The organism is Sphingomonas sp. S2-65 (assembly GCF_021513175.1).
Lineage (GTDB): Bacteria > Pseudomonadota > Alphaproteobacteria > Sphingomonadales > Sphingomonadaceae > Sphingomonas.
Genome location: NZ_CP090953.1, coordinates 495,743 through 520,740, shown reverse-complemented (window position 1 = coordinate 520,740; position 24,998 = coordinate 495,743). Strand labels below are relative to the sequence as shown.

18 protein-coding genes are annotated in these 24,998 nt (G+C 65.1%); 9 read left to right on the top strand and 9 right to left on the bottom strand.

Features of this window, described 5'->3' with window-relative positions; genetic code table 11:
• The first annotated feature begins 40 nt into the window (after positions 1-40).
• Both LZ586_RS02635 and LZ586_RS02630 read left to right on the top strand, forming a co-directional pair.
• On the top strand, positions 41-811 hold the full coding sequence (locus LZ586_RS02635) for an MBL fold metallo-hydrolase (RefSeq protein WP_235078144.1): 771 nt from the start codon (positions 41-43) through the stop codon (positions 809-811).
• On the top strand, positions 808-1,494 hold the full coding sequence (locus LZ586_RS02630; protein ID WP_235078143.1) for a TIGR02281 family clan AA aspartic protease: 687 nt from the start codon (positions 808-810) through the stop codon (positions 1,492-1,494). The genes LZ586_RS02635 and LZ586_RS02630 overlap by 4 nt, the downstream gene beginning before the upstream one ends.
• 284 nt (positions 1,495-1,778) lie before the next feature.
• On the opposite strand, the gene LZ586_RS02625 is transcribed toward LZ586_RS02630, so the two are convergent.
• Entirely contained in the window at positions 1,779-5,246 is a 3,468-nt protein-coding gene (locus LZ586_RS02625) for a TonB-dependent receptor (RefSeq protein WP_235078142.1), read from the bottom strand.
• 322 nt (positions 5,247-5,568) lie between these two features.
• On the opposite strand from LZ586_RS02625, the gene LZ586_RS02620 reads away from it, so the two are divergent.
• From LZ586_RS02620 to LZ586_RS02600, 5 genes are read left to right on the top strand one after another with little or no spacing between them, the layout of a single operon-like run.
• Positions 5,569-7,083, top strand: a complete 1,515-nt coding sequence (locus LZ586_RS02620; protein ID WP_235078141.1) for a tryptophan halogenase family protein — start codon at positions 5,569-5,571, stop codon at positions 7,081-7,083.
• Positions 7,084-7,085: 2 nt separating this feature from the next.
• Positions 7,086-8,576, top strand: a complete 1,491-nt coding sequence (locus LZ586_RS02615) for a tryptophan 7-halogenase (protein ID WP_235079711.1) — start codon at positions 7,086-7,088, stop codon at positions 8,574-8,576.
• Positions 8,573-10,183, top strand: coding sequence for a tryptophan halogenase family protein (locus tag LZ586_RS02610; RefSeq protein WP_235078140.1), 1,611 nt, complete (start codon positions 8,573-8,575; stop codon positions 10,181-10,183). Before LZ586_RS02615 ends, LZ586_RS02610 begins: the two co-directional genes overlap by 4 nt.
• Positions 10,180-11,712, top strand: a complete 1,533-nt coding sequence (locus LZ586_RS02605) for a tryptophan halogenase family protein (RefSeq protein ID WP_235078139.1) — start codon at positions 10,180-10,182, stop codon at positions 11,710-11,712. The genes LZ586_RS02610 and LZ586_RS02605 overlap by 4 nt, the downstream gene beginning before the upstream one ends.
• Positions 11,709-12,719: a cupin-like domain-containing protein gene (locus LZ586_RS02600; protein WP_235078138.1), complete on the top strand. Its 1,011-nt coding sequence runs from the start codon at positions 11,709-11,711 to the stop codon at positions 12,717-12,719. The genes LZ586_RS02605 and LZ586_RS02600 overlap by 4 nt, the downstream gene beginning before the upstream one ends.
• 12 nt (positions 12,720-12,731) lie before the next feature.
• Here the strand turns inward: LZ586_RS02600 and LZ586_RS02595 are convergent, their stop codons facing one another.
• Entirely contained in the window at positions 12,732-13,757 is a 1,026-nt protein-coding gene (locus LZ586_RS02595) for a cupin-like domain-containing protein (protein ID WP_235078137.1), read from the bottom strand.
• A gap of 109 nt (positions 13,758-13,866) precedes the next feature.
• Here LZ586_RS02595 and mazG point away from each other — a divergent pair, with 109 nt between their 5' ends.
• Entirely contained in the window at positions 13,867-14,607 is a 741-nt protein-coding gene (mazG, locus tag LZ586_RS02590; RefSeq protein WP_235078136.1) for a nucleoside triphosphate pyrophosphohydrolase, read from the top strand.
• 5 nt (positions 14,608-14,612) lie between these two features.
• Here mazG and hflX read toward each other — a convergent pair whose 3' ends face one another.
• Genes hflX through dusB form a run of 7 tightly spaced genes read right to left on the bottom strand, consistent with a single transcriptional unit; the run spans position 14,613 to position 23,732 of the window.
• Positions 14,613-15,905 carry a GTPase HflX gene (gene hflX, locus LZ586_RS02585; protein ID WP_235078135.1) on the bottom strand — a complete coding sequence of 431 codons (1,293 nt, stop codon included), beginning with the start codon at positions 15,903-15,905 and terminating at the stop codon, positions 14,613-14,615.
• Between the two features lie 6 nt (positions 15,906-15,911).
• On the bottom strand, positions 15,912-16,493 hold the full coding sequence (hfq, locus tag LZ586_RS02580) for an RNA chaperone Hfq (RefSeq protein WP_261346025.1): 582 nt from the start codon (positions 16,491-16,493) through the stop codon (positions 15,912-15,914).
• A 33-nt stretch (positions 16,494-16,526) separates the two neighbouring features.
• On the bottom strand, positions 16,527-17,906 hold the full coding sequence (locus LZ586_RS02575) for a sigma-54-dependent transcriptional regulator (RefSeq protein WP_235078133.1): 1,380 nt from the start codon (positions 17,904-17,906) through the stop codon (positions 16,527-16,529).
• Positions 17,903-20,161: a sensor histidine kinase NtrY-like gene (locus tag LZ586_RS02570; protein WP_235078132.1), complete on the bottom strand. Its 2,259-nt coding sequence runs from the start codon at positions 20,159-20,161 to the stop codon at positions 17,903-17,905. Before LZ586_RS02570 ends, LZ586_RS02575 begins: the two co-directional genes overlap by 4 nt.
• 60 nt (positions 20,162-20,221) lie before the next feature.
• Positions 20,222-21,664, bottom strand: coding sequence for a nitrogen regulation protein NR(I) (gene ntrC, locus LZ586_RS02565; RefSeq protein ID WP_235078131.1), 1,443 nt, complete (start codon positions 21,662-21,664; stop codon positions 20,222-20,224).
• Positions 21,661-22,758 (bottom strand): two-component system sensor histidine kinase NtrB, encoded by a 1,098-nt coding sequence (locus LZ586_RS02560; protein WP_235078130.1) that lies wholly within the window; start codon positions 22,756-22,758, stop codon positions 21,661-21,663. Before LZ586_RS02560 ends, ntrC begins: the two co-directional genes overlap by 4 nt.
• Positions 22,734-23,732 (bottom strand): tRNA dihydrouridine synthase DusB, encoded by a 999-nt coding sequence (gene dusB, locus LZ586_RS02555; RefSeq protein ID WP_235078129.1) that lies wholly within the window; start codon positions 23,730-23,732, stop codon positions 22,734-22,736. The genes LZ586_RS02560 and dusB overlap by 25 nt, the downstream gene beginning before the upstream one ends.
• An 82-nt stretch (positions 23,733-23,814) precedes the next feature.
• Between dusB and LZ586_RS02550 the strand changes: the two genes are divergently transcribed.
• Complete coding sequence (locus tag LZ586_RS02550) at positions 23,815-24,978, top strand: bifunctional 2-C-methyl-D-erythritol 4-phosphate cytidylyltransferase/2-C-methyl-D-erythritol 2,4-cyclodiphosphate synthase (protein ID WP_235078128.1); 1,164 nt, start codon at positions 23,815-23,817, stop codon at positions 24,976-24,978.
• Positions 24,979-24,998 lie beyond the last annotated feature (20 nt).

Here is a 24,998-nt window from a genome sequence, read left to right as displayed (position 1 = left end):
TACTGTCCTCGCAAAGTAACAATGAAGTTTCCAGGCTAATATGCTGAAGATACGGCTTCTTGGTTCCGGAACCTCCTCGGGCGTTCCTCGCATTGGCAATGACTGGGGCGCCTGTGACCCCCACGATCCGCGCAACCGCCGTAGCCGCTCCTCCGCGCTCGTCTCCACCGACACAACCACGATCCTGATCGACACGAGTCCCGACATGCGCGCGCAGCTGCTTGCTGCAGACGTCGGCGACATCGACGCGGTGATCTGGACCCACGACCACGCGGATCATACGCACGGCATCGACGACCTTCGCCAAATCATGCACCTGCGCGGCGGGACCCCAGTCCGCGGCCTGGCGCGGCCGCCCACCCGCGCGCAGCTGGAGGCCAAGTTCGCCTATGCCTTCCACGGCCGCGCCGGCTATCCGCCTACCGTGGCCATCGAGGACTTACCGGACACGCTTACGATCGGTGACATTCGCATCGCGGCCACCGATCAACCGCACGGCAACATCTTTTCCGCCGGACTGCGCTTCGATCATCTCGAGAAATCAATGGGATACGCCACGGACTTCCACGAGATGACGAAGCCGATGCGCACGCTCTATGCTGGAGTAGATGTGTGGATCGTCGATGCGTTGCGCCGGGCGCCGCACCCGACGCACCCCCATCTGTCCGAAGCGCTCGGCTGGATAGGGGAGTTGGCACCCGCGCGCTCTGTGCTGGTTCATATGGACCATTCCATGGACTATATGAGCCTTGCCGCTGAGCTGCCGCATGGGGTCGAGCCAGGCTATGACGGCCTGGAGATCGTTGCGTGAATGGTTGGGACGATATCAACGCACTCTGGCTGATCGGCGGCCTTGTACTCGTGTTGAGCGCCCTCAGCGCGCGGCGGCTGAGCTTCGGTCTCATCCTGCGCTCGCTCGTCTCCTGGGCGCTCATCATTCTGATCGCGGTGCTCGCCGTCGCACACCGCACCGAACTGGCGGCGCTATGGACCCAGGCGACCGAACGGCTGGGCATCGAAGATCAGAAGGTCGATGGAGACACGGTCCGCATCCGCATGAGCCCCGATGGGCATTTTTGGGCACGCGTCACCATCAACGGGGTGCGACGCCGCATGCTGATCGATAGCGGCGCCACGATCACGGCGATCTCGGCGGACACTGCGGCTGCTGCCGACGTCGAACCCGGCGTTGGCATTCCGGTGATGATCGAGACCGCCAACGGCACCGTGGCGGCACAGCGCGGGCGAATACAGAAGCTCTCGATCGGCCCACTGAATACGGAGGATCTCGGCGTGGTGATCTCGGAGAACTTCGGAGAGCTCGACGTGCTGGGCATGAACTTCCTGTCGCGGCTGCATAGCTGGCGCGTCGAGAACAACACGCTGATCCTGGAACCCCGTCGAGATGCGAATGGCGGCGCGATCGCGGAGCCAGACGGAGAGCGCCGTGGAACCACGCGCCGCAGCCGCGGCGATGCTGCTCCGGACGCCTGACTTAGCCCGATAAGCCCCGCCGCACTCCCGCGCGCTTTACATAATGTATATTATCGATCTTATGCTTGTGCTCTAACGTGGTGATCTCGGCCCCACCCTTGAGGAAAACTCTAGGCCGAAGGTTCAACCCATTTTTTGCGGCAACATCGTCCCGCATTTCTAGGCAAGGCTGGCGGTGCGCTGACGACCCAGTTTGTCGCGCTGTTGCCGCGATACCGGCAAGCTTAAGCAAAGAAAAAGGCGGCGCATCAGCGCCGCCTTCCTCCCCCTCTTGCGTATGAACGTCAGTAGTTCGCGCGCAAGATGATCGAATAGCGCCGGTCGTTGGTGAAGTAGGACCGCGGCGCCAGCTCGTCGGATCCTGCCTTATACGCCTGTAGCAGCTTGGTCGTCGTGTTCGTCAGGTTCACGCCCTGGACGCCAAGCTTGACGTACTTGTTGAGGTTGATGAACGCCGACGCGTCGAGCTGTCCGCTCGCATCGTTGAAGATCGACGTATACGGGAAGATCACGTCCGCCGCGGTAAGCAGGAAGCGCGAGCGCCAGTTATACGCGGCCCGAAGCGAGATCGGCCCCTTCTCATAGAACAGCGTCGCGTTCACATTGTGCTTGGAAAGCCCTTCGAGCGGCAGACTCCCCTTCGCGACGGTTGAGGTAGCCGAAGGCGTTCCCCCGTTCAGGAACGAGTTGGGCAGACCCGAACTCTCGATAAAGGTGTAGTTGCCGTTGAAGCCGAACCCGCCAAGGAAACCAGGCAGGAAGTCGAACGTCTGCTGGTAGGCAATTTCAAAGCCCTTGATCTTGCCCTTGCCGGTATAATTTTCCGGGCCGCGTGCCTGGATGTTCTGCGTGATACCGTTGTTGGTCACCGAACGGTTGACGAGCGACTGGTAGAAGAAGCCGTCCACGGTCTTGTAGAAGGCGTCGAACGACAGCTGCCCCACGCGGCCGAAATACCATTCGAGCGTCGCGTCGAACTGCCATGCGGTCGCAGGCTTCAGGTACGGATTGCCTGCGTTTATCGTGACGGTGCCGGAGCCCGGCTCGAGCGCATACGTCACATAAGGTCGGATGTTAGCGAAATCCGGACGCGTCAGCACCTTGGAGCCGGCAAGACGGAAAATCAGATCCCGCGACAGTCCCAGTTTCAGGTTCGCGCTAGGCAACCAGTAGCTGTAGCTGTTCGTGAACGATGCCGGCACGGCAGCGTAGCCGTCGACCGCGAAGTTGCGCAGCCGCGTATACTCCGTCTCACCCAAGCTGCAGACGCCTCCTGGGCGCACCACCTGGGAGACGCCGTTGACGACGCGCGTCGTCTCCGCGCAGCGAACCCCGTAAAGGTCTTGCACTCCCAATTCGCTGCGGTTCGGGACAGCGGTCGCGGTCCGGGAGTACACATCGGTGTGAACGTAGCGCACGCCGAAGTTGCCCGAGACACGCACGTCGCCGAACACCGGCTCGTTGTTACCGAACTGCACCATCGCATAGGCGGCCGAGTCTTCCTGGCGGACGTTGGACACTTCGGAAGGCAGGAAAGCAGTCCCGGGGATCGCACCGGCACGTTGTCCGGCACCCAGGAAACGGTTGGTTGCCGTTGCGCCATTTGTGTTGCGCCAGATGTCGTTCTGCGTCTGGAAGAAGCTGACCGCGTCGTTATAGCCGTTGATCAGGTCGCCATTGTAGAAATAGGCGTTTGGCGGTGCAGAGGTCTTGCCGCGGAAGAAGTTGTCGAAGCTGTAGAGCGACGAGCGGCTGGTATCACCCTGGTTGAACGACACTGGCGCGCCGGACCAGACCTCGCTGATCGCCCCCCAATTATAGGCGGTGTAGCGCACATCCTGAGAGCGCTCGGCATAGCGCGCGCCGAACTTCACCCGCTGGAGGAAGTCGCCATCGTCGAACTTGTACGCAAAGTCGCCCTTTATCTGGTACTCGTCGCCTTCGCTCTGCTCGATGTGATCCATCGCCGCACGCCAGAACTGGAAGTCGCGGCTCTGGAAATATTCGGAGTCGCTTGCAGCCGCCAGCGCAGCGTTCGGCGTCGCCCAGTTGGCGGCAAGCGTCAGCGGCTTGTGCGGAATAACCACCGGCAGGTTGCCGGTCAGGTCGAGTTCCTCGTCGGCAAAGGTGGATCCGAAAACGCTAAGGTCCACCACATCGTGACGAGCATAGGTGTAATCGACGTCCAACCCGATCGACCAATGATCATCCGGGTTGATCTTCAGGTTGAGACCAGCATCCTTTACGGTGTTTTCGTCGAATACCTGCCGGCGTGACAGCGACTGCTGCATACCGCCCGTCGGGACCAACGACTCCGGCGTGCCGCTCCCAGCCGTGCGCCAGCCCGAACCGGGCAGCGTGATAAAGCCGCTCTGGAAGGTGCCGTTATCGTCGTACACGAAATTGGGGAACGCGTTCGCGGAGGGGTTATAGCCGTTGCCCCGCTGATTGGCGCCGAAGACGAACTGGCCTGAGCCATTCAACTGGCACTCCGCGCGAGTCGTAGCAGCATCCGCGCCGTTCAGCGGGCCGTTGCCGTTCTGCTGACACCCGGCCGGATAGGTATTGTATTCCGACAGATCGGGTGCGGTCTCGAACGTATGCTCGCCCCATGAGTTGGTCGAGTGCGTGCGAAGGAACTGTGCGGTAAGCACGGTCCGGCGGTCGGTGCTTTCCCACTGGAACGCCAACGCCTGGCCGTCACGCTTGCGGTCATAATCCTGGCTGCGGAATTGTCCGCCGATTGGGGCATATGCGACCGCAAGCGGGTCGGCAAAACCGTCCGCACCAGCAGTGCCCGCGTTGCCGCAGGTATTGGCGGGATTTGGCAAAGTGGCAGGTGCGCCTGCGCTGGTGTCGGGGTTCGGGATGGTACCCGGAATCAACGTGAAACCGTCGGTATTGCCCGGAAGCTGGTTACGGCACGTCACCGTGGTGTTCGTACCCGTCCCGGTTGCCGCCTGCACGCCATCGCGCGTCTGGAAATTGGTAACCTGGATACCGTCGGCACGGCTTTTCAGCCGCGAATAGGAGCCGTTGGCGAGTATGCCGAACGTACCGATCCCGGTTTCCCAGGTGTTGCTGATCAGCAGCGAGCCCGTCGGCGACCATTCCTTGGCAAAATCGCCATAATTGGCTTCGATGCCGCCGCCGATATGGAAGCCCTTATTGTCGAGCGGCTTGCGGGTGTTGAGATTGACCGTACCGGCCAAACCACCTTCGATCAGGTCGGCGGTTGCGTTCTTGTAGACTTCAACCGAGCCGAGCAGTTCCGACGGCACGTCGGCGAAGTTGATCGCCTGTCCGCCGATACCCGCCGAAAAGGTGTCGCGGCCGTTGAATTCGGAGCGCACGAAGTTCAGGCCGCGCACGTTCACGCCCGACCCTTCGACCGAGAAGTGATCGGGGTCGTTGTTGCCTGCGAAGCGATTGATAGACACGCCGGGCACGCGCTGCAGCGCTTCGGTCACCGAGCGATCGGGCAGTGCGCCGATATCCTGCGAGGTGATCGCGTCGACAACGGTGTCGGAGTTGCGCTTGATGTTCTGGGCGTTGGCCAGGCTCTGGCGAATACCGGTGATGACGACTTCGTCACCGCTCGCGGCCGCATCGGCCGGGGCGTCCGTCGCATCCTGCGGCACAGCCTGATCCGCTCCGGGTCCACTCGTCGCGGTGGTCGCGCCAGCCGTGTTCTGGCCGCTCGCGGCGCCGGTCTGCGCATATGCCGGCAGGCCCAGTGCAAACACGCACATCGCCGTCGCAGACACGCCAAGTCGCAACGCCTTCTTGCGGGACTCAGCATTCGCATCACGCGTATTCAATATGGAACCCATGGGCATCCAGTCCCCTCCCTGTTTATGCGTCGATGTCTTGTCGCGTTTGTCCGCGCAGCATCGTTCGTCTTGAAAACTACGGTGCAGCTCTGCAGGTCGCAAGGGGAAATGTTCGCGCTAACAAAATTTGCGGCAATGTGGCTTTATAGCCACTCCGCGCGCTGGCCAATCGTCCGGCAACTGGTATGAACCGGCAAAAGCGTCGCGACAAAGCGGCGTGCGAAGGATGGGATGGGAGCACATGACGAAGCCGGATCGGCAGCGTGTCGTGGTGGTGGGAGGCGGTACATCGGGCTGGATGACCGCGTCCGCGCTCGTCAAGCTTCTGCCCGAACATTGTCACGTGCATGTGGTCGAATCCGAAGCGATCGGCATCATCGGCGTCGGCGAGGCGACCTTGCCCCACATCCGCGCCTTCAACGAACGGCTTGGCATCGTCGAAGCCGAATTCATGGCCACCACTCGCGCCACGTTCAAGCTGGGCATCGAGTTCCGCGACTGGGGCCGCATCGGCGACAGCTATATCCACCCGTTCGGGACGTTCGGGCGCGGCACCGGCGAGGTCCAGTTCCACCATTACTACGCCCGGCTGCTGCACGCCGGCGTTCAGCTTCCCCCGATCGAGGCCTTTTCGATGGCCTGCACGCTGGCGCGCACCAACCGCTTCGCCCTCCCATCGTCCGATCCCCGGCAGATCGCCTCCACCTTCGGCTATGCCTATCAGTTCGATGCCGTCGCGTTCGCGCCCTATCTGCGCCGCTTCGCCGAAGCCCGTGGCGCGCAGCGCACCGAGGGCCGGATCGTCGATGTCGAGCGCGACGGCGAGAGCGGTGACGTCACCGCCGTACTCCTGGAGGACGGCAGCCGGATCGAGGGCGACCTGTTCGTCGATTGCTCGGGCTTCGCCGCGCTGCTGATCGGCAAGACACTGGGCGAGCCTTTCCAGGACTGGTCGCGCTGGCTCCCGGCCGACCGCGCCGTCGCGCTTCCCTGCCGCACCGCCACCGCGGTGACGCCCTATACCAGCGCGATCGCGATGCCTGCGGGCTGGCGCTGGCGCATCCCGCTTCAGCACCGAACCGGCAACGGTTATGTATTCTCCAGCGCCTTCGCCTCGGAAGAGCAGGCTGCCGACGCCCTCACGGCGGCGATCGAAGGCACGCCGTTGGCGAGCCCGCGCGTGCTTCGCTTCCAGGCCGGCCGCCGCGAGCGCAGCTGGGCGCACAACGTCGTCGCGATCGGCCTGTCGGGCGGCTTTCTCGAGCCGCTCGAATCCACCAGCATCTACCTGGTCCAGCAGGCGATCACTGCCCTTGTCGAGCTGTTCCCCGAGCGCAGTGTTTCCCCAGTCGACCGCGACGCGTTCAACCGGATCGTCGACATGGAATATGACCGCGTCCGCGACTTCCTGATCCTTCATTACCACGCCACCCAGCGCGACGATTCCGAGTTCTGGAACTATGTCCGCACTATGCCGATCCCCGACAGCCTGGCCGAGAAGATGGAGCTGTTCCGCCGCCGCGGCCGCATCGTCAAATATCGCGAAGGCGCGTTTCTCGACGCCAGCTGGGTGTCGGTGTATCTGGGCCAGCGGGTGACGCCCGCCGGGTTCGATCCACGCGCCGCGGGCCCCTCGATCGAAAGCCTGGTCGCGGGCATGGAGCAGATGCAGGCCGAGATCCGCGCCGCCGCCGCCGCCATGCCCGACCATCTCGCCTATCTTGGGCGCTACTGCCCGATGCCGGCCGCCGCGTGACGATGCTCGACGATCCGGTGCGCAGCGTTGCGGTGGTCGGCGGCGGCATCGTCGGCTGGTCCGCCGCCGTCGCCTTGAAGCGGCGCATGCCCGCGCTCGCGGTGACGATCGTCGCGACCGCGCCGCCTGCCAACGCACTTGCCGACCAAATGGCGCACTCGCTTCCCTCGGCCATCGGCTTTCACGATGACCTCGGCCTGCGTGAGGAGGATGCGGTGCTTCGCGCCGGCGGCAGCTGGCGGCTGGGTACCCTGTTCGAGGGCTGGGTCTTCCAGCAGCCAGGCTATGTCCATGCCTATGGCCCGCATGGCCAGCCGTTCGGCACCGCGTCGTTCCACCACCACTGGGTCCGTGCCGCGCACGCTGGATCGGCCGCGCCCTTCGACGCGCACGCTCCCGCAGCGATGCTCGCGAGCGCCGGACGCATGGTAGCGTCGGAGCCTGAGCCAGGCTCGCCCTTTGCAGGGATCCAGGCTGCCCTCGTGCTCGATGTCGACCGCTACCGCGCGATGCTCGCCGCCTTCGCACGCCACCTCGGCGTTGACAGCCGCGACGGCAAAGTGGCGCAGGTACGGCTCCGCGGCGAAGACGGCTTCATCGAAAGCCTCGTGCTGAGCGACGGCAGCACGACCGAAGCCGACCTGTTCATCGACGCCTCCGGACCTCAGGGCATCGTGCGCGGCGCCATCGACACGCAGTGGGAGGACTGGCGACCCTGGCTGCGTTGCGACCGCCTCCTCCAGGCGCAAGGACCAGCCGCTACGCCATCTGCGCTCGATCAGGTCGCCGCCCTCCCCGCCGGCTGGCGCTGGCGCACCGCCACGCCCAGCAGGACGCTGCATGGCCTCTGCTATTCCAGCACGTTCTTGAGCGATGCCGACGCAGGCCAGATGTTGGCCGAGGCAAGCGGCGGACAACCGTCGAACCCACCCATTACATTCAGCCAGGGCACGCGCCCCGAACCTTGGGCGCACAACTGCGTGGCGGTGGGCGATGCTGCCACGGTCATCGAGCCGCTCGAATGGACCAACCTCCACCTCGCCCACAGCGCGATCGACCGCATCGTCGCGATGATGCCAGGCCGCGCCTGCCATCCCCTGGAAATCGCCGATTATAATCGTCAGGCGGGCGCCGAGGTCACGCGCGTCCGCGACTTCGTCCTCTGCCACTACGCCACTGCCAGGCGCCCCGAGCCCTTCTGGCAGCCTGCCACCGACCTCCCCCCCAGCCTGGCGCATACCCTGACCCTGTTCGCCGAGCGCGGCCGCCTGCCCTTCTTCGAGGAAGAGACCTTCGCGCGCGACAGCTGGCTGGCGGTCCTGCTCGGACAAGGCCTCCTCCCCCGCCGCATCGACCCGTTGATCGAGGCAACCCCGCCCGCGCAGTCGGACGCGGCGATGGCTGGATTCCGCGCCGCGATCGCCCGCGCACTTCCCCACTTCCCCACCGCCGCCGAGCATTACGCGGCGCAACTCGGACGGATCGCCCGATGAACGAACATACGATCCGCAACGTCGTCATCGTCGGCGGCGGCACCGCCGGCTGGATGGCGGCTGCGGCATTCTCGCGCTTCCTCGACAACGGCGTCACGCGAATCACCCTGGTCGAATCGGAAGAGATCGGCACCGTCGGCGTCGGCGAAGCGACGATCCCCCCGCTCCTCACCTTCAACCGCATGCTCGGCATCAACGAGAACGACTTCATTCGTGAAACCGGCGGCACCTACAAATTGGGGATCGAGTTCGACGGCTGGGGCGACGTCGGCGAGCGCTATTTTCATCCCTTCGGCGCGCACGGCCATGATCTCGGCGGGGTCCATTTCCACCAGCTCTATTTGCGCGAACGCAAGCGCCGGGTGATGCAGGACATCTCCGCCTGGTCGATGAGCGCGGTCGCGGCGCAATCCGGCAAATTCGCCCGCCCCGCCGAAGGCGCGCAGTCGGCGGTGAAGGACCTGCTCTACGCGTTCCACTTCGACGCCGGCCTCTATGCCCGCTTCCTGCGCCGCTACGCCGAGGCCGGCGGCGTGCAGCGGATCGAGGGCAGGATCGTCGACGTGGCGCTGCGCCCCGAGGATGGCCATGTCGCCGCGGTGAAGCTGGAGGACGGCCGCGCCGTCGAGGGCGAGTTGTTCATCGATTGCTCGGGCTTTCGCGGCCTGCTGATCGAGGAAGCGCTCGCCACCGGCTATGAGGATTGGCGCCACTGGCTTCCCTGCGACCGCGCCGTCGCGGTGCCCAGCCGCTATTCGGGGGACCCCGACCCATTCACCCGCGCCACCGCGCGCGGCGCCGGCTGGCAGTGGCGCATCCCCTTGCAGCAGCGGATGGGCAACGGTCTCGTCTATTGCAGCGACTTCCTGACCGCCGAGGCGGCGGAACGCGAACTGCTCGACAATCTGGAGGGCGAGCCTCTCGCCGAGCCTCGCCACCTGTCCTTCGTGACCGGCCGCCGCAAGCTAGGCTGGAACCGCAACGTCGTCGCGCTGGGGCTCTCCTCGGGCTTTGTCGAACCGCTCGAATCGACTTCGATCCACCTCGTCCAGTCGGGCATCGCCAAGCTGATCGCGCTGTTCCCCGACCAGCGCTTCAATCCCGTAGAGCGGGACGAGTATAACCGTCAGATGCGCGACCTCTACGAAGACGTCCGCGATTTCGTGATCCTCCACTACAAGGCCACGCGCCGGTCCGACACGCCATTCTGGGATCGCTGCCGCAATATGGCCGTCCCCGACACCCTGCAGCGCAAGATCGACCTGTTCCGCGCCAAGGGGCGGGTGTTCCGCGAGGCCGCCGAGCTGTTCGCCACCACCAGCTGGGTTGCGGTCTGCCTGGGCCAACATATCGTGCCCGAGGAGCACGAACCCGCCGCCGACGCGCTCGACGAGGACAAGGTCGCCGACGCGCTGGAACAGATGCGTCAGGGCTATCTCCAGGTCGCCGCCCAGTTGCCGAGCCATGCCGACTTCCTGCGTCACACCGGCGCGACGCTCGCGAACCCGCCGGCGGCTTCCGCGCCCGCCGCGGCACCTGCGCAGGGAGAACCCACCTTCTCCTTTGCTTCCGAATCGCCCTTCAACTTCTCGGCCAATCCATTGTGAGGACCGACGCGATCCGCCGCGTCGTGATCGTCGGCGGCGGCACCGCAGGCTGGATGACGGCCGCGGCGATCACTCGCGTCATGGGCGCGATGCCCGGCTTCTCGGTCGAGCTCGTCGAGTCCGATGAGATCGGCACGATCGGCGTCGGCGAAGCGACGATCCCGCAGATCGTCCTGTTCAACAAGATGCTGGGCATTGATGAGGCCGAGTTCGTCCGCGAAACCCGCGCGACCTACAAGCTAGGCATCGAGTTCGTCGATTGGCTGCGCCCCGGCCACCGCTACGTCCACCCCTTCGGCTTCTATGGCCTCGACATGAAGGGTATCGAGTTCCACCATTTCTGGCTGAAGGGCCGCACGCTGGGCGACCAAACCCCGCTCGACGCCTATTCGCTCAGCATCGTCGGCGGCCTTCAGGGGCGCTTCGCCCATCCCCGCCCCGACCAGCCCGCCTCACCGCTGTCCAAGCTGGGCTATGCCTTCCAGTTCGACGCCGGTCTCTACGCCCGCTTCCTGCGCCGGCTGGCCGAGGGCAATGGCGCAACCCGCACCGAGGGCCGCATCGTCGATGTCGAGCGCGACGCGGAGACCGGCCATGTCGCGGCGGTGCTGCTCCAGTCGGGCAAGCGCGTCGAAGGCGACCTGTTCCTCGACTGCTCGGGCTTTCGTGGGCTGCTGATCGAGGGTGCGATGGCAGCCGGGTTCGAGGATTGGACGCCATGGCTTCCGTGCGACCGCGCGGTAGCGGTGCCGTGCGAGCATGGCGGCGACCGCCAGCCGCTCACCCGCTCCACTGCGCGCGGCGCCGGCTGGCAGTGGCGGATTCCGCTCCAGCACCGCATCGGCAACGGCTATGTCTATTCGTCCGCGCATCTCTCCGACGACGAAGCAGCCGCCACCCTGCTCGCGAACCTCGACGGCAAACCCCTCGCCGATCCGCGGCCGCTACGCTTCACCGCCGGGCATCGCCGCCGTGCCTGGGTCGGCAACGTCGTCGCGCTCGGGCTCGCGGGCGGCTTTCTCGAGCCGCTCGAATCGACCAGCATCCACTTGGTCCAGTCGGCGATCGCCCGGCTGCTCACTTATTGGCCGACGCGCCGCTTCGACCAGCTGGAAATCGACCGGTTCAACGCCGCGCATGTCTCCGATTACCTCGAGATCCGCGACTTCCTCGTGCTGCACTACAAGGCGACCGAGCGCGCCGACACGCCGTTCTGGGACTATTGCCGCACGCTGGAGCCGCCACCCGGCCTCGCCGACAAGCTTGCCATCTTCGGCGCCAACGGCCGCATCTTCCGCGAAGGCAACGAGCTGTTCACCGAGACCAGTTGGCTCTCGGTGATGGTCGGCCAGGGGATCGAGGCGGGCGGCTATCACCCGGCGGCCGACCTGCTCTCGGACGACGAGACGCTGTCGCGGCTCCAGCATATCCGCCAGGTCGTCGCCGATACCGCGTCGATCATGCCGCTTCAGGACGACTATCTCGGCCAGATCGGCTGCGCTCCGGCACCGCTCGCGGCCGCATCATGACCTATCCGCCCCTTCCCGAGATCGATCGTATCGACCGCCGTACCTTCGAGGAGGAAGTGCGTCCGGCCGCGCGCCCAATGGTCTTGCGCGGGCTCGGCCGCGACTGGCCGGCGGTAACGGCGGCGCAGGACTCTGCCGAGCGTGGCATCGCCTATCTCAAGCGCTTCAGCCACTCGCAGCCGGTCTCCGCGATCCTGGGCGAGCCGGAGATCGGCGGGCGCTTCTTCTACACCCCCGATCTGAAGGCGCTGAACTTCGTCCGCGGCCAGAGCCCGCTCGATCCGTTTCTCGATCGCCTGCTGCGCGACCGCGATCATGCCCGGCCCTATGCGATGGCGGTCCAATCGGTGCCGCTGCCGCAACTCCTGCCCGGCTTCACCGACGAGAACGCGACGAGCCTGCTGCCAACCTCGGTGATCCCGCGCATGTGGCTCGGCAACGCGATCCGCGTCGCCACGCATTATGACCTGATGGAGAATATCGGTGTAGTGGTGATGGGCCGCCGCCGCTTCACGCTGTTCCCGCCCGATCAAATCGCGAACCTCTATATGGGCCCGCTGGAGCTGACCCCCGCGGGAACCCCGATCAGCCTGGTCGACCCCGACGCCCCCAATCTCGACCGCTTCCCGCGCTTCGCCGAAGCCGCAAAGCTGGGCCGGTCCGCTACCCTTGAGCCTGGTGACGCGATCTACATCCCCTTCCACTGGTGGCACGCGGTGGAGTCGCTCGAACCGGTCAACGCCTTCGTCAATTATTGGTGGAACCCCGCGCCCGCCGGGATGGGCAATCCCTATGACGCGCTGCTCCACGCGCTGGTGACCATCGGATCGCTTCCCGACGATCAGCGGCAGGTCTATCGCACGCTGTTCGACTATTTGGTCTTCCGCCGTGACGGCGATCCCGCCGAGCACTTGCCGGACGACGTGAAGGGCATTCTCGGCCCGCCCGACGTCGTCACCGCCGCGCGGATGCGAGCGACGCTGCTGGACAGCTTCTCGCGCGCATGACGCAGGCGCTGCTTAACCCCGCCCGCCCAGCATCCTGATGAGGAAGGCGCGCAACCGCTCGGTCCGCGCCGGGCTTCCCGCCGCCAGGATGCCGCGCGCGGGCTCTGGCAGATGCGCGCCCGCCTGGCTCGCGTCCGGCCCGAACACATAATGGTCGAACCAGGATCGCCACGCCGCCTTTTCCGGCTCGGCCAAGTCGCGGATGCTCATCAACGCGTGGATCAGTGCCCCGAACGGCGATGCCGTCGCTTCCGCGTTCCACCAATAGTTCACCAGCACGTTCAACCGGTCGAACGCGCGGACATGATGCCACCAGATCGCCGGGATGAAGATAGCGTCGCCCGGCTCCAGCTCGGCAACCTGCGCATGTGCCATCGCCTCCTCGAAGCGGGGGTAGCGCGCCAGATCGGGTGTGTCGGGATCGACCATGCTCGACGGTGGCCCCGCAAGCGTCTGGTCGAGCGGACCGATGTAGAGGTTGGCGATCTGTTCGGGCGGAAACAGCGTGAAGCGGCGCCGCCCATGGACGACGCAGGCGACATTGTTCGACTGGTCGTAATGGGTCGCCACCCGCGTCCCGTTGCCGATCCACAGCCGCGCCGGGGCGTCACCCGTCGGCAAGTTCAGGGCGTTATCCGCATCCCACCCCGGCAGATGTTCAGGCGCCGTCGCGGCATTGGCGTAGAGCGCATGCGGCGCAGCCACACCGTCTTCGGCATACCTCAGGAGCTCGCCCAATAACTGCCCCAGCGGCACTTGCTGGCGATGAAAGTTGAACCCGGTCAGGTCGCCATTGTAAAAGAACCGCCCGGCGATCTCGGGCGCGCCGATCATGACCTCCAATGGCCGCCCACCGCCGAAGCCAGCCAGATATTCGGCCATCGCCCGGTCGCCCCGCGCACCGGCACGGACCGCCGCCCAGTGCCGAACCTGCCCACGCAGGATAACCGGCTCGTACGTGTTCACCACTTCGCGCGCGAACGTCTCGCCATCGGCTGCGGATCGTTCGGTGACGGCGGCGGGAAGGTTCTGGGACATGCGGCTCGAAAGCTACCGCGTTTTCAGGCCTTTCACCACCGGCATGCGGGATTGACGCAAGGCGCCGTCCCCTTTCAATGGCACCACCCGCCGCCAGGAAAGCCCACGCATGACTTTGCAACGCCTAGCCCAGATCATGGTCCGCCTCCGCGATCCGGAGCGTGGCTGCGAGTGGGACAGCGTCCAGACCTTCGCGACGATCGCCCCGTACACGATCGAGGAAGCCTATGAGGTCGCCGACGCGATCGAGCGAGACGACATGGCCGACCTGAAGGACGAGCTAGGCGATCTCCTTCTCCAGGTGGTGTTCCACAGCCGCATCGCCGAGGAAGCGGGGCATTTCGCGCTGCCCGACGTAATCGACTCGATCAGCGAAAAGATGGAGCGCCGTCACCCGCATATCTTTCGTGGCGAGGCCGAGGGCGGGCATCACCGCTGGGAGCAGATCAAGTCCGAAGAACGCGAAGCGAAAGGCCTTACCAGCGCGCTCGACGGCGTCGCAGTGGGGCTGCCGGCGCTACTGCGCGCCGAAAAGCTTCAGAAGCGCGCCGCCGGCGTCGGCTTCGATTGGCCCGATCCAAGCGGCGCCCGCGCCAAGGTCCAGGAAGAGATCGCGGAGGTCGACACCGCCTCCGACGCCGAACGCGAGGAAGAGATCGGCGACCTGTTGTTCGCAGTGGTGAATTGGGCCCGCAAGTTCGGCATCGATCCCGAGGCAGCGCTTCGCCGCGCCAACACCAAGTTCGAGGGGCGTTTCAAGGCGATGGAAGCCGACGCCGGGGAAGGGTTCGCCGGCCTGGACCTCGACGCCAAGGAGTTGCTCTGGCAGCGGGCCAAGGCACGCCGCTGAGACGCTCAGGCGTTGCGGGTCTCGAACCGTTCGAGATCGCGTGGTGCCATGCGAACTTCATACACGGCCTGGCCGTCCTCGACCCAGTGGTCGCAGACTTCGCCATGCTGGTGGAGCCACGCCGCGCCCGCGCCATCGGCGGGATCCAACGCGATGGTATAGCGCCGATGCTCTTTCGTCAGCTTGCCGGCGATCGCGTCGACAAGCGCGTCGACGCCTTCCCCCGACATCGCCGAGATCGGCATCACGTTTTCGCGCTTGGCGGCTTCCTCCAGAAGCGCGGCCCGCTCGTCCTCGTCGAGCAGATCGAGCTTGTTCCAGGCTTCGAACCGCGGCGTCGTCTCCGACACGCCGATCTCGCCCAGCACCTTTTCGACATCGCTGCGCTGCGCCTCGGTGTCGGGATGCGCAATGTCGCGCACGTGCACCAGCAAATCCGCCGACACCACTTCCTCCAGCGTCGCCTTGAACGCGGCGACCAGCTGGGTGGGCAGCTCGGACACGAACCCCACGGTGTCAGACAGGATCGCCTTGTCGATCCCGGGCAGGGCGATCTGGCGCAACGTCGGATCCAACGTGGCGAACAGCAGATTCTCGGCCATCACCTCGGCGCCGGTCAGCCGGTTGAACAGCGTCGACTTGCCGGCATTGGTATATCCCACCAGCGCGATGACCGGCCATGGCGCCCGCTGACGCCGATCGCGGTGCAGCGCGCGCGTGCGGCTCACCTGATCCAGCTCGCGACGTAGCCGCGCCATGCGGTCGCGGATCAATCGGCGATCGGCTTCGATCTGGGTTTCGCCTGGGCCGCCCAGGAAGCCGAAGCCGCCGCGCTGGCGCTCCAGATGGGTCCAACTGCGCACCAGCCGCCCCGCCTGATAATCGAGGTGGGCGAGCTCGACCTGCAAGCGGCCTTCCGCTGTGCGCGCGCGCTCGCCGAATATCTCCAGGATCAAGCCGGTACGGTCGATCACCTTGCAGCCGAGCGCCGTCTCGAGGTTGCGCTGCTGCACTGGCGTCAGCGCCGCATCGAACACCGCGAGCTGCAAATCCTCGTCGCGCACCGATTCGGCCAGCGCCTCGACCTGACCTGAACCGATCAGCGTGCCCGGCTTGGGTTGCCGGAGCTTGATCGCGACCCGCTGCTGAACCTCCACGCCTATTGCGGCGGCCAGGCCGGCGGTCTCCTCCAGGCGCGCATCCGCGTCACGGGAACTGCCCCCCATATCGGGGAAAACGACTACTGCGCGCGCGCCCCGCGAGAATTCGTCGGGATCACGATCAAAACCGGTGCTCATGGCGTATCAATCGCTATCGGCGCCGTTCGTTTCCTCGGCCAGGTTCAGCGGATGCGCGGGCTGGATCGTCGACACCGCATGCTTGTAGACCAATTGCGCCATGCCTTCGCGCTGGAGCAACATGCAAAACAGGTCGAACGCGGCGATCTGTCCTTGGAGCATGACGCCGTTGACGAGGAACATCGTCACATTTTCCTGCTGACGCCGGACGGCGTTCAGGAAGATTTCCTGGAGCACGGGGTTCTTGTGCTGATACTCGCCCGCAGCCTCCAGCAGCGAGGTCAGGTCCATCGGCCCGCCCGGCATGATGGTCGAGATCGCATGCTTGTAGATCAGCTGCGACTGCCCGTCGCGGCGGAGCAGCACGGAGAAATTATCGAACCAGGTAACGATGCCCTGGAGCTTCACGCCCTTCACCAGGAACATGGTGACCGGCACCTTGGAACGACGGAGCGAGTTGAGGAAAAGGTCTTGGAGCGAGGTTTGCTTCTCGGCCATTGGCGTCAAGTCCTTCGATTTTTGGCGGAATTTTTCCGCTTGGCGCCGTTTCCCGGCGTCGGAGGCGGCGCCACCCTGGCGCGCCGGCATACCTTAGGTTCTTCGCAGCCCTTCGTCCACGCGCTAATCCTCTCGCGTCTCGGTAATCCCCAGCAGCTTCAGCTTGCGATGCAGTGCCGAGCGTTCCATCCCGATGAAGCTGGCCGTGCGGGAAATGTTGCCGGAGAACCGCCGGATCTGAACGCGAAGATATTCGCGCTCGAAGCTTTCCCTCGCCTCCTTCAGCGGCGCGCCCATGATGGCGCTCTGCCCTACCCCGCCGCCGCTGTCGCTCGATGCGCCCAGAACCTCGGTGGGCAACAGATCCAGGTCGATCCGGCCGATGCGGTCGCCGGGCGCCAGGATGACTGTCCGCTCGACGATGTTGCGCAACTGGCGCACATTGCCCGGCCACTCATAGCTTTGCAGCGCCACCATCGCGTCCGGGGCGACCTCCGGCGTCGGCACGCGCCGCTCGCTGGCATAATGCGCTACGAAATGCTCCACCAGCACGGGAATATCCTCGCGCCGATCGGTCAACGACGGGATGCAGACCGGGACCACGTTCAGTCGGTAATAGAGATCCTCGCGGAAGCGGCCCGCGGCGCTTTCAGCCTGCAAGTCGCGCGAGGTCGCCGAAACGACCCGCACATCGACCTTGACCATTCGCGTGCCGCCGATCCGGCTGAAGCTTTGATCGGTCAGGACCCGCAGGATGCGCGCTTGGGTCGGCATCGGCATGTCGGCGATCTCGTCGAGGAACAGCGTGCCGCCATGGGCCTGCTCGAGCAGGCCGGTGCGGACGAGGTCCCCGCCTTCCTCGACACCGAACAGATCCTCTTCACCGCGTTCGGGAGTCATGCGCGCCGCGCTGACGATCACGAACGGCGCCGTGGTGCGCTGGCTCCAGCCATGGAGCAGGCGCGCTGCCACTTCCTTGCCGACTCCGGGGCCTCCGGTGATCAGCACGCGGCTGCCCGTAGCCGCCACTCGCTTCAGCGTCGCGCGGACCGAGTTGATCGCGGCCGACGTACCCGTCAGGTCGTTGTTGCGCCCCACCGACGCGCGGAGCGACGCGACTTCCTGACGAAGCCGCTCGGTCTCGGTCGCGCGCTCCACCAGGAGCAGCAATCGCTCCGCCTCGAACGGCTTTTCGATGAAATCCGACGCGCCACGCCGGATCGCCGCTACCGCCGTGTCCAGATTTCCGTGCCCGGAGATAACCAGCACGGGGATCGACGCATCGCGCCGCTTGATCTCGTCCAGCAGTTCCAGGCCATCGAGCCGCGACCCCTGGAGCCATACGTCCAACAGGACGAGGCTCGGCCGGCGTTCGGCGATGGCCTCCAGCGCCGCGTCGCTGTCGGCGGCGCCGCGCGTGGCGTAGCCTTCGTCCTCCAAAACCCCGGCGACCAGTTCGCGGATGTCACGTTCGTCGTCGACGACGAGAATATCGAGGCTCATGATGACCGGTTTCCACTACGTGTAAGGGCGGCAGGACGAGGCTCTCCGCCTTCGCCGTCGTCGATGTCGGATGCCATGCGTTCAAGCAGCTCGGTGTCGAAGGACAGGGCAACCACGGTCCCCCCGCCGGGCCGGTCGGCGAAGCTGATCGTGCCGAAATGCTCTTCCACGATCTTCTTCACGATGGCGAGGCCCAGGCCGGTGCCTCTGCTTCGAGTCGTCATGTACGGCTCGATGATGCGGTCGCGCTCGGCGGGCAGTCCGACGCCATTATCCGCGACGGTGAGCAGAACACGATCATCGGCCTCGGGGTGAAGCGTCAGCACCACTTCTCCTCCCGTCTCTCCGTCGCGCTCGTTCTTGGCGTCGATCGCCTCGATCGCGTTCTTGACGATGTTGGTAAGCGCCTGCCCCAATTGGCGGCGGTCGCACACCATGCTCGGCGGCGTTTCGGGCTCCACCAGCGCGAAGCGCATGGCCGGATGTGCAACTTCGTGCAGGAACATGGCCTGGCGGGCGATGTCGAGCAGCGACTCCTCGCGGAACACAGGCTTGGGCATGCGTGCGAAGGAGGAGAACTCGTCGACCATCCGCCGCAGATCGCCAACCTGCCGCACGATGGTTTCGGTCAGCTTGGCGAAGGTCGTGTCCGCGGGATCGATCTGCTTTCCGTAGCGGCGCTGGAGCCGCTCGGCGGCGAGCTGGATCGGAGTCAGCGGGTTCTTGATCTCATGCGCGATTCGCCGTGCGACATCCGCCCACGCGGCCCGGCGCTGATCGTTCAGCTGCTGGGTGATGTCGTCGAAGGTAAGCACCTGTCCCTGCTCGTCGGACGTGACCTTCACGGCAAGCGTCCGCGCTTCACCGCCCGTGCTGATCTGCACCACCGCTTCACGCTCTTCGGCGTCAACAAGAGTATCAAGCTCCGGCACCACGTCCTTCAAACGCCGTCCAACCGGATCCTCATCCCCGCGCCCCAACAGCGCGCGCGCCGACGCGTTCATCAGCTCCACCTTCCGCGCCGCGTCGATCGCCACCACGCCGGCCGACACGCCCGAGATCACTGCCTCGATCAGCACGCGGCGGCTCTCCGCCTCTGCGGTGGCCGACACCAATGCGCCCGTCTGCGCCTGCAGCCGCTCGGTCATGCCGTTGAACGCACTGCCGAGCGTGGCGATCTCGTCGGCGTTGGGAGCAACGGCGACCCGCACTCCTAAATCCCCGCCCGCCACGCGTCTTGCCGCGCTCACGAGTTCGTTGATCGGACGGACCAGCCGGTCGGCAGCGGTGATCGCGAAGAACACTGCCAGCGCGATGATAACGAGGGAGATCACGAACAGGACGACGTTGAACTTGAGCTGGATGGACCGCGAGCTGGAAAGGAGCGCGTTATAGTCCGTGAACACCGACTTCACGCGGCCTAGCCGAACCGCCATCTCGTTGGCGTACGGCTCGCGATAGGAATAGAGATACAGGTCCGTGTCCGGGACGCGCGTCAACGAATAGGTGTATTTGGGGTTGGTCCCCACGACGCTCAGCTTGCCCTCGCTGATCTTCCGGACATCCTCTGGCTGAACGTCGAGGATCAGGTTGCGATCGGAATTGTTGACCAGCGCCTGCGTCTGGATGTCTCCCTTGCTCGAAATCGAGAAGAGCAGGCTGCTCGACAGGCTTCGCTGGAACACCGTCCACGAGAAGCTCGCCTTGAATTCGGGCGTATCGATCACATAGCCCGAATTCAGCGCGCGATTCACGTCGCGGGCGAGCGCGATGTTCTCGTTGTCGACATATTGCAGAAGCTGCGCGTAGGACTCCTCGGCGAGCCCACGCGAGTTCTCAAGCAGGCCCTGCGCGCGGCCGGAGAACCAGAACTCGGCGCCCGACTGAAACAGGATCGAGGCTACCACTGCAAGCAGCACCGTCGGGACCGCTGCAAGAATGGAAAAGATCGCAACCAACCGCAGGTGAAGCTGCGCCCGGCCGCCGCCGGGTAGGCGCGCGGCCCTTTTCAAGGCAACGCGACGGCCAATCAGGACGATCAGCGAACCGCATGTGATCAGATTCGCAACCAGCAGGGTTGCCACCAGCGGCGGAGTCAGAAGCCGCTGCGGCATGCCCTGTCGGGCAACGATGAAGTAGGTTGCTAGCGCCATTACGGCCGCGATCGCTAATACCAGGAGCTCTATCGCCGGCGTGACGCCCAACCGCCGCTCGCGCGGTTCGGTTTCGGCTGTCTGCTCAACGGCTACATCCATCGTGTCTTCGATACAACGCAACCGTTGCTCAGAAAACACATAATTTCATAGAGGCGTGCGTTAAGATCCCGAGCCGCGGGATATCTCGTCATCGATCTCGATCCCGAGGGTGTCGAGGCGCTTGCGCAAGGTATTGCGGTTAATGCCAAGAGCCCGCGCCGCCCTGAGCTGATTACGGCCATGCCGGGTCAGCATCGCTTCGATCAGCGGGCGTTCCACGTCGCCGATCAGTCGATCGTACAACGTGCCGTCGTCCAGTGATTGGGGTTCGGTCATGGCGATGTGGTCGAGCCAGGCGTGTACCGCCGACTCGAGACGCGCATCTCCGCTTGCCTTTGGCTGTACCTGCGTTCCGCCTAGGGTGTCGCGAATTGTCGAAGCGTCGATACGATCATCCCGGGCAAGCGCCGCGAGCCTCCGCATCAGGTTCTCGAGCTCCCGCACGTTTCCGGGCCACGCATACGCTTCGAGCGTTGCGATGGCATCCGGTTCCAACTGCTTGCGCGGCAAGCCTTCCCCTGCGGCACGCTCCAGGAAATACCGCGCCAACAGCGGCACGTCCTGCCTCCGTTCACGCAGCGCCGGCAACGCGATCGGCACGACATTGAGCCGGTAGAACAAATCCTCGCGAAACAGTCCTGATTGGACGAGCTGCGGAAGCTCCTTGTTCGTCGCCGCCACGATCCGAACGTCGGCGCGGATCGTTCGCACGCCGCCGACCGAGGTGAATTCCCCAGACTGCAACACCCGCAGCAAGCGGGTCTGCGCATCCATCGGCATGTCGCCGATCTCGTCGAGGAACAGCGTTCCGCCCGCGGCCTGCTCGAACTTGCCGGCAACCCGCGCCTGCGCGCCAGTAAACGCCCCGCGTTCATGCCCGAACAATTCGGCCTCGATGAGTTCGCGAGGAATCGCCGCCATGTTCAGTGCGATGAACGGGGCACGTCGGCGCGGACCCAGATCATGTATCGCCTTGGCGACAAGTTCCTTGCCCGTCCCGGACTCGCCTGAGATTAGAACCGTGAGATCGTTCGCGACCACACGCGCCACGACTCGGTACACTTCCTGCATGGCCGGAGACCGGCCGATCAGCGAACCCGGCCCCGCCTCGGTCACCGTGAAATCGGTCTCTCCACTCCGCGCCTTGGCCAATGCCGCGCGAACGGCGCGGGTCAGCATGTCCAGATCGAACGGCTTGGGAAGGTAGTCGAAGGCGCCAACCTCGGTTGCCCGTACAGCGGTCGCCAGCGTGTTTTGCGCCGAAAACACGATCACCGGCAGTCCGGGCCGATCGCGCAACAGAGTGGCTACGACTTCAAGGCCGTTGCCGTCCGGCAGGACCACATCTGTCACCAGCACGTCCGGCGTCTCGACCGCCAGCCTTTCATGCAGCTCGGCGACGCTCGCCGCCAGGATCACACGGTGGCCGTCGCGTTTCAGCGCCGCGGCGACGACGGTTCGGATCGCCGCGTCGTCATCGACGACAAGCACGGTTCCGCTCATGCCGCCCTCGGAAGGAGGAGGCGGAACACGGTGACCTCCGGATCGCGCTCTCGTGAATATTGCACCACCCCGCCCATGTCGCGGACCAGCTTGTCGACGAGCGGAAGACCGAGGCCTTTCCCTTCCGGCTTGCTGGACACGAAGGGCTCAAACAGATGATCAATGATGTCGTCTGGAGCGCCCGGACCATTGTCCATGACCAGAACCTCGATTGGTAGCGGCTGACGCGGTCGACCGGCCCCGCTGCTGACCGACATGCCGTGGCGATATGCGGTGGCGATCGTGATCCGCGGCTCGCCAGTACCCGTCAAAGCCTCCGCAGCGTTCTTCAGGAGGTTCAGCAGTATCTGAAGGAGTGCGTCGGGGTCGACCAGGATCGAAGGCAATGAAGGATCGAAGCGTTCTTCGATAGGGATATCACGTGCAAAGCCCGCCAACGCAACACGACGAGAGTGGTCGAGCAACGGGTAGATGTTCGTTGGCCGAATCGCGAGGGGCCGCGTGTCGGTGAAATCCTGCATCCGGTCGATCAGCGTCGCGATGCGGTCGACCTCGGCGGTGATCAACGCAGTCAAGCCAGCATCCTCCTCGCCACCCTGCAGCAACTGAGCGGCTCCCCGAATGCCTGAGAGCGGGTTCTTGATCTCGTGCCCCAGCATGGCGGCGGCGCCGATCGCGGCTCTTGCCCCCGCGGATCGGTCGGCACCATGCGTCATCCTGCGCGATTGTGCCGCGTGATGCAGAGCGAGGATGCGCCAGCCGGCGTGCTCGCCAATCGGCGCTTCGAGGAAGTCGACCCGCACGCGCACGCCTCGGACCGTCATCACGTCGACATCGAACGCGGCGAAACCGTGTCCGTCCTTACGCTCTGCATAGTCGTCTGGTGGAAGCAGGACGGCGTCATATCGCTGACCGACCATCGCAGTCTCGCTCTGGTTGAGCAGCAACTCGCATGCCGGATTAGCGTGCGCGATGCGTCCATCGGCGTCCAATACCAGGATCGCGATCGGAAGTGCGGCGAACACGTCCGCGTAGCTCGGCCTCCTGGCCTCTGTCGCGACGGCGCGGCTCAAGCCGCTGCGCGCGAGCGCCACGGCGCGTAGAATTCATCGAGCATATCGAGCACGCGCTTGGGGTCGGACACCTGGTTCACCTTGTTCCTGAACTCGGCTGAGCCATGAATGCCCTTGGTGTACCAACCGATATGCTTGCGCATCATGTTGACGCCCACTTCATCGCCATAGTGAGCAAGGGTGTCTACATAATGCTCAACAACGACGCGGTATTGTTCCTCAAGACCAGGATTTGCGCGGTCGCCCTTTCCCGACAGCGCGTCCATCACCTGCCGCAGGAGCCAGGGTTTACCATAGGCGCCACGGCCAATCATCACGCCATCGGCACCCGACTGGGCGAGCGCCTCACGCGCATCCGCGACAGTGCAGATATCCCCGTTTGCGATCACCGGAATGGTCACCGCATCCTTGACGCGGCGGATAAAGGACCAGTCCGCGGAGCCCTTGTACATCTGGTTGCGGGTGCGGCCGTGTACGGTGACTAGCTGCGCACCCAGATCCTGCGCGATGCGCGCGAGTTCGGGCGCGTTCAGGCTATCATGGTCCCAGCCCATCCGCATCTTCACGGTGACGGGCACCTTTACTGCCTTCACGCAGGCCTCGATCAGAGCGGCGGCAAGTGTCAGGTCGCGCATCAGCGCCGATCCGGCGTCGCCGTTCGTCACCTTGCGGACGGGGCATCCCATGTTGATGTCGATGATCGCCGCGCCGCGATCCTCGTTGAGCCTTGCGGCCTCGCCCATCTCATGGGGCGTGCAGCCGACCAGCTGCATCGAAACCGGCTCTTCGATCGGATCCCACGCCGCCTTCTGGATGGACTGGCGGGTCTCGCGGATCGCCGCCTGACTGGCGATCATCTCGGTCACGTTCAATCCGGACCCGTACCGCCGCACTGCCCGTCGGAACGGCAAGTCCGTCACGCCAGTCATCGGCGCCAGCAACACCGGGGCCTCGATCCGGACGGGACCGATCTGAATGGGAGCAAGGTCGTGCATATCTGCCTGGAAAGTAGGCATCAGCCGCTACTCGGACAAGCCTGGATTGGCAAGCGCGCCGCCCGGGTCTACGCGGCAGCGTATGGGGCAATCAAGAACCACCGCGCTCATCGTCGCAGCCGGACGGGGCGTCCGAACCGGCGCTGCCACACCCAAGCAGTTCGCCCGTCTGGGCGGAAAGCCCGTGATCGCCCATAGCTATCATGCCTTGTCGTCGCACCCTGCGATCGACCGAGTGCTAATCGTCATTGGCGACGGGCAACAGCAATCCCTGAGCGAAGCGCTTGGCGACGTGGATTTCGTCACCGGTGGTGCGACCCGGCGAGAGTCGGTCCGCAACGGCCTGGACGCGCTCGCGCCGGATGCTCCCGCAAAGATCCTCGTGCACGACGCGGCGCGGCCTCTGCTCTCCCATGGCGTGATCGACCGGTTGCTGGCAGCGCTTGAGCATCACGATGCGGCCATGCCGGTGCTCCCAGTCGCCGACACCCTGGTGACGTCGGATGGAGATACCGCAGGCGATGTGGTGCCGCGCGAAGCGCTCTGCCGGGTGCAGACGCCGCAAGCCTTCGACTTCGCAACGCTGTACGACGCCCATCGCCGATGGCCCTCAACACGCGACGCGACCGACGACGCCCAGATGGTCCGGTCCATGGGAGGCGACGTGCACCTGGTCAGGGGAGACCTCATGCTGGAAAAGATTACCACTGCGGCGGACTTCCAGACTGCAGAGCTGCGCCTGGGCACCGCCCTGCAGGTTCGCAGCGCGCAAGGGTTCGACGTGCATCGCTTCGAAGTGGGCAAGGAACTCTGGCTCGGCGGCATCCTAATCCCCCACGACAAGGGACTTTCGGGCCATAGCGACGCGGACGTCGTGCTCCATGCGGTCACCGATGCGGTACTCGGGACGATCGGCGCCGGGGACATCGGGCTGCACTTTCCGCCCAGCGACCCGAGATGGCGCGGCGTCGCCTCGACTCAGTTCCTTCAGCATGCGGCCGGGCTCGTGGCGGCACGCGGCGGCGTCATCGACTTCATCGACGTCACGCTGATGTGCGAGGCGCCCAAGATCGGCCCTCATCGCGAAGCGATCCGGGCGAATGTCGCTCAGATCCTCGGGATTCCGGCCGACGCGGTGAGCGTGAAGGCCACCACCACCGAACGGCTCGGCTTCACCGGCAGAGGCGAGGGCATGGCCACGCAGGCCATCGCCACCGTCCGTCTGCCCTCACCTTCGCTGCCATGACTCGCGTCGCGGCCTGGAAG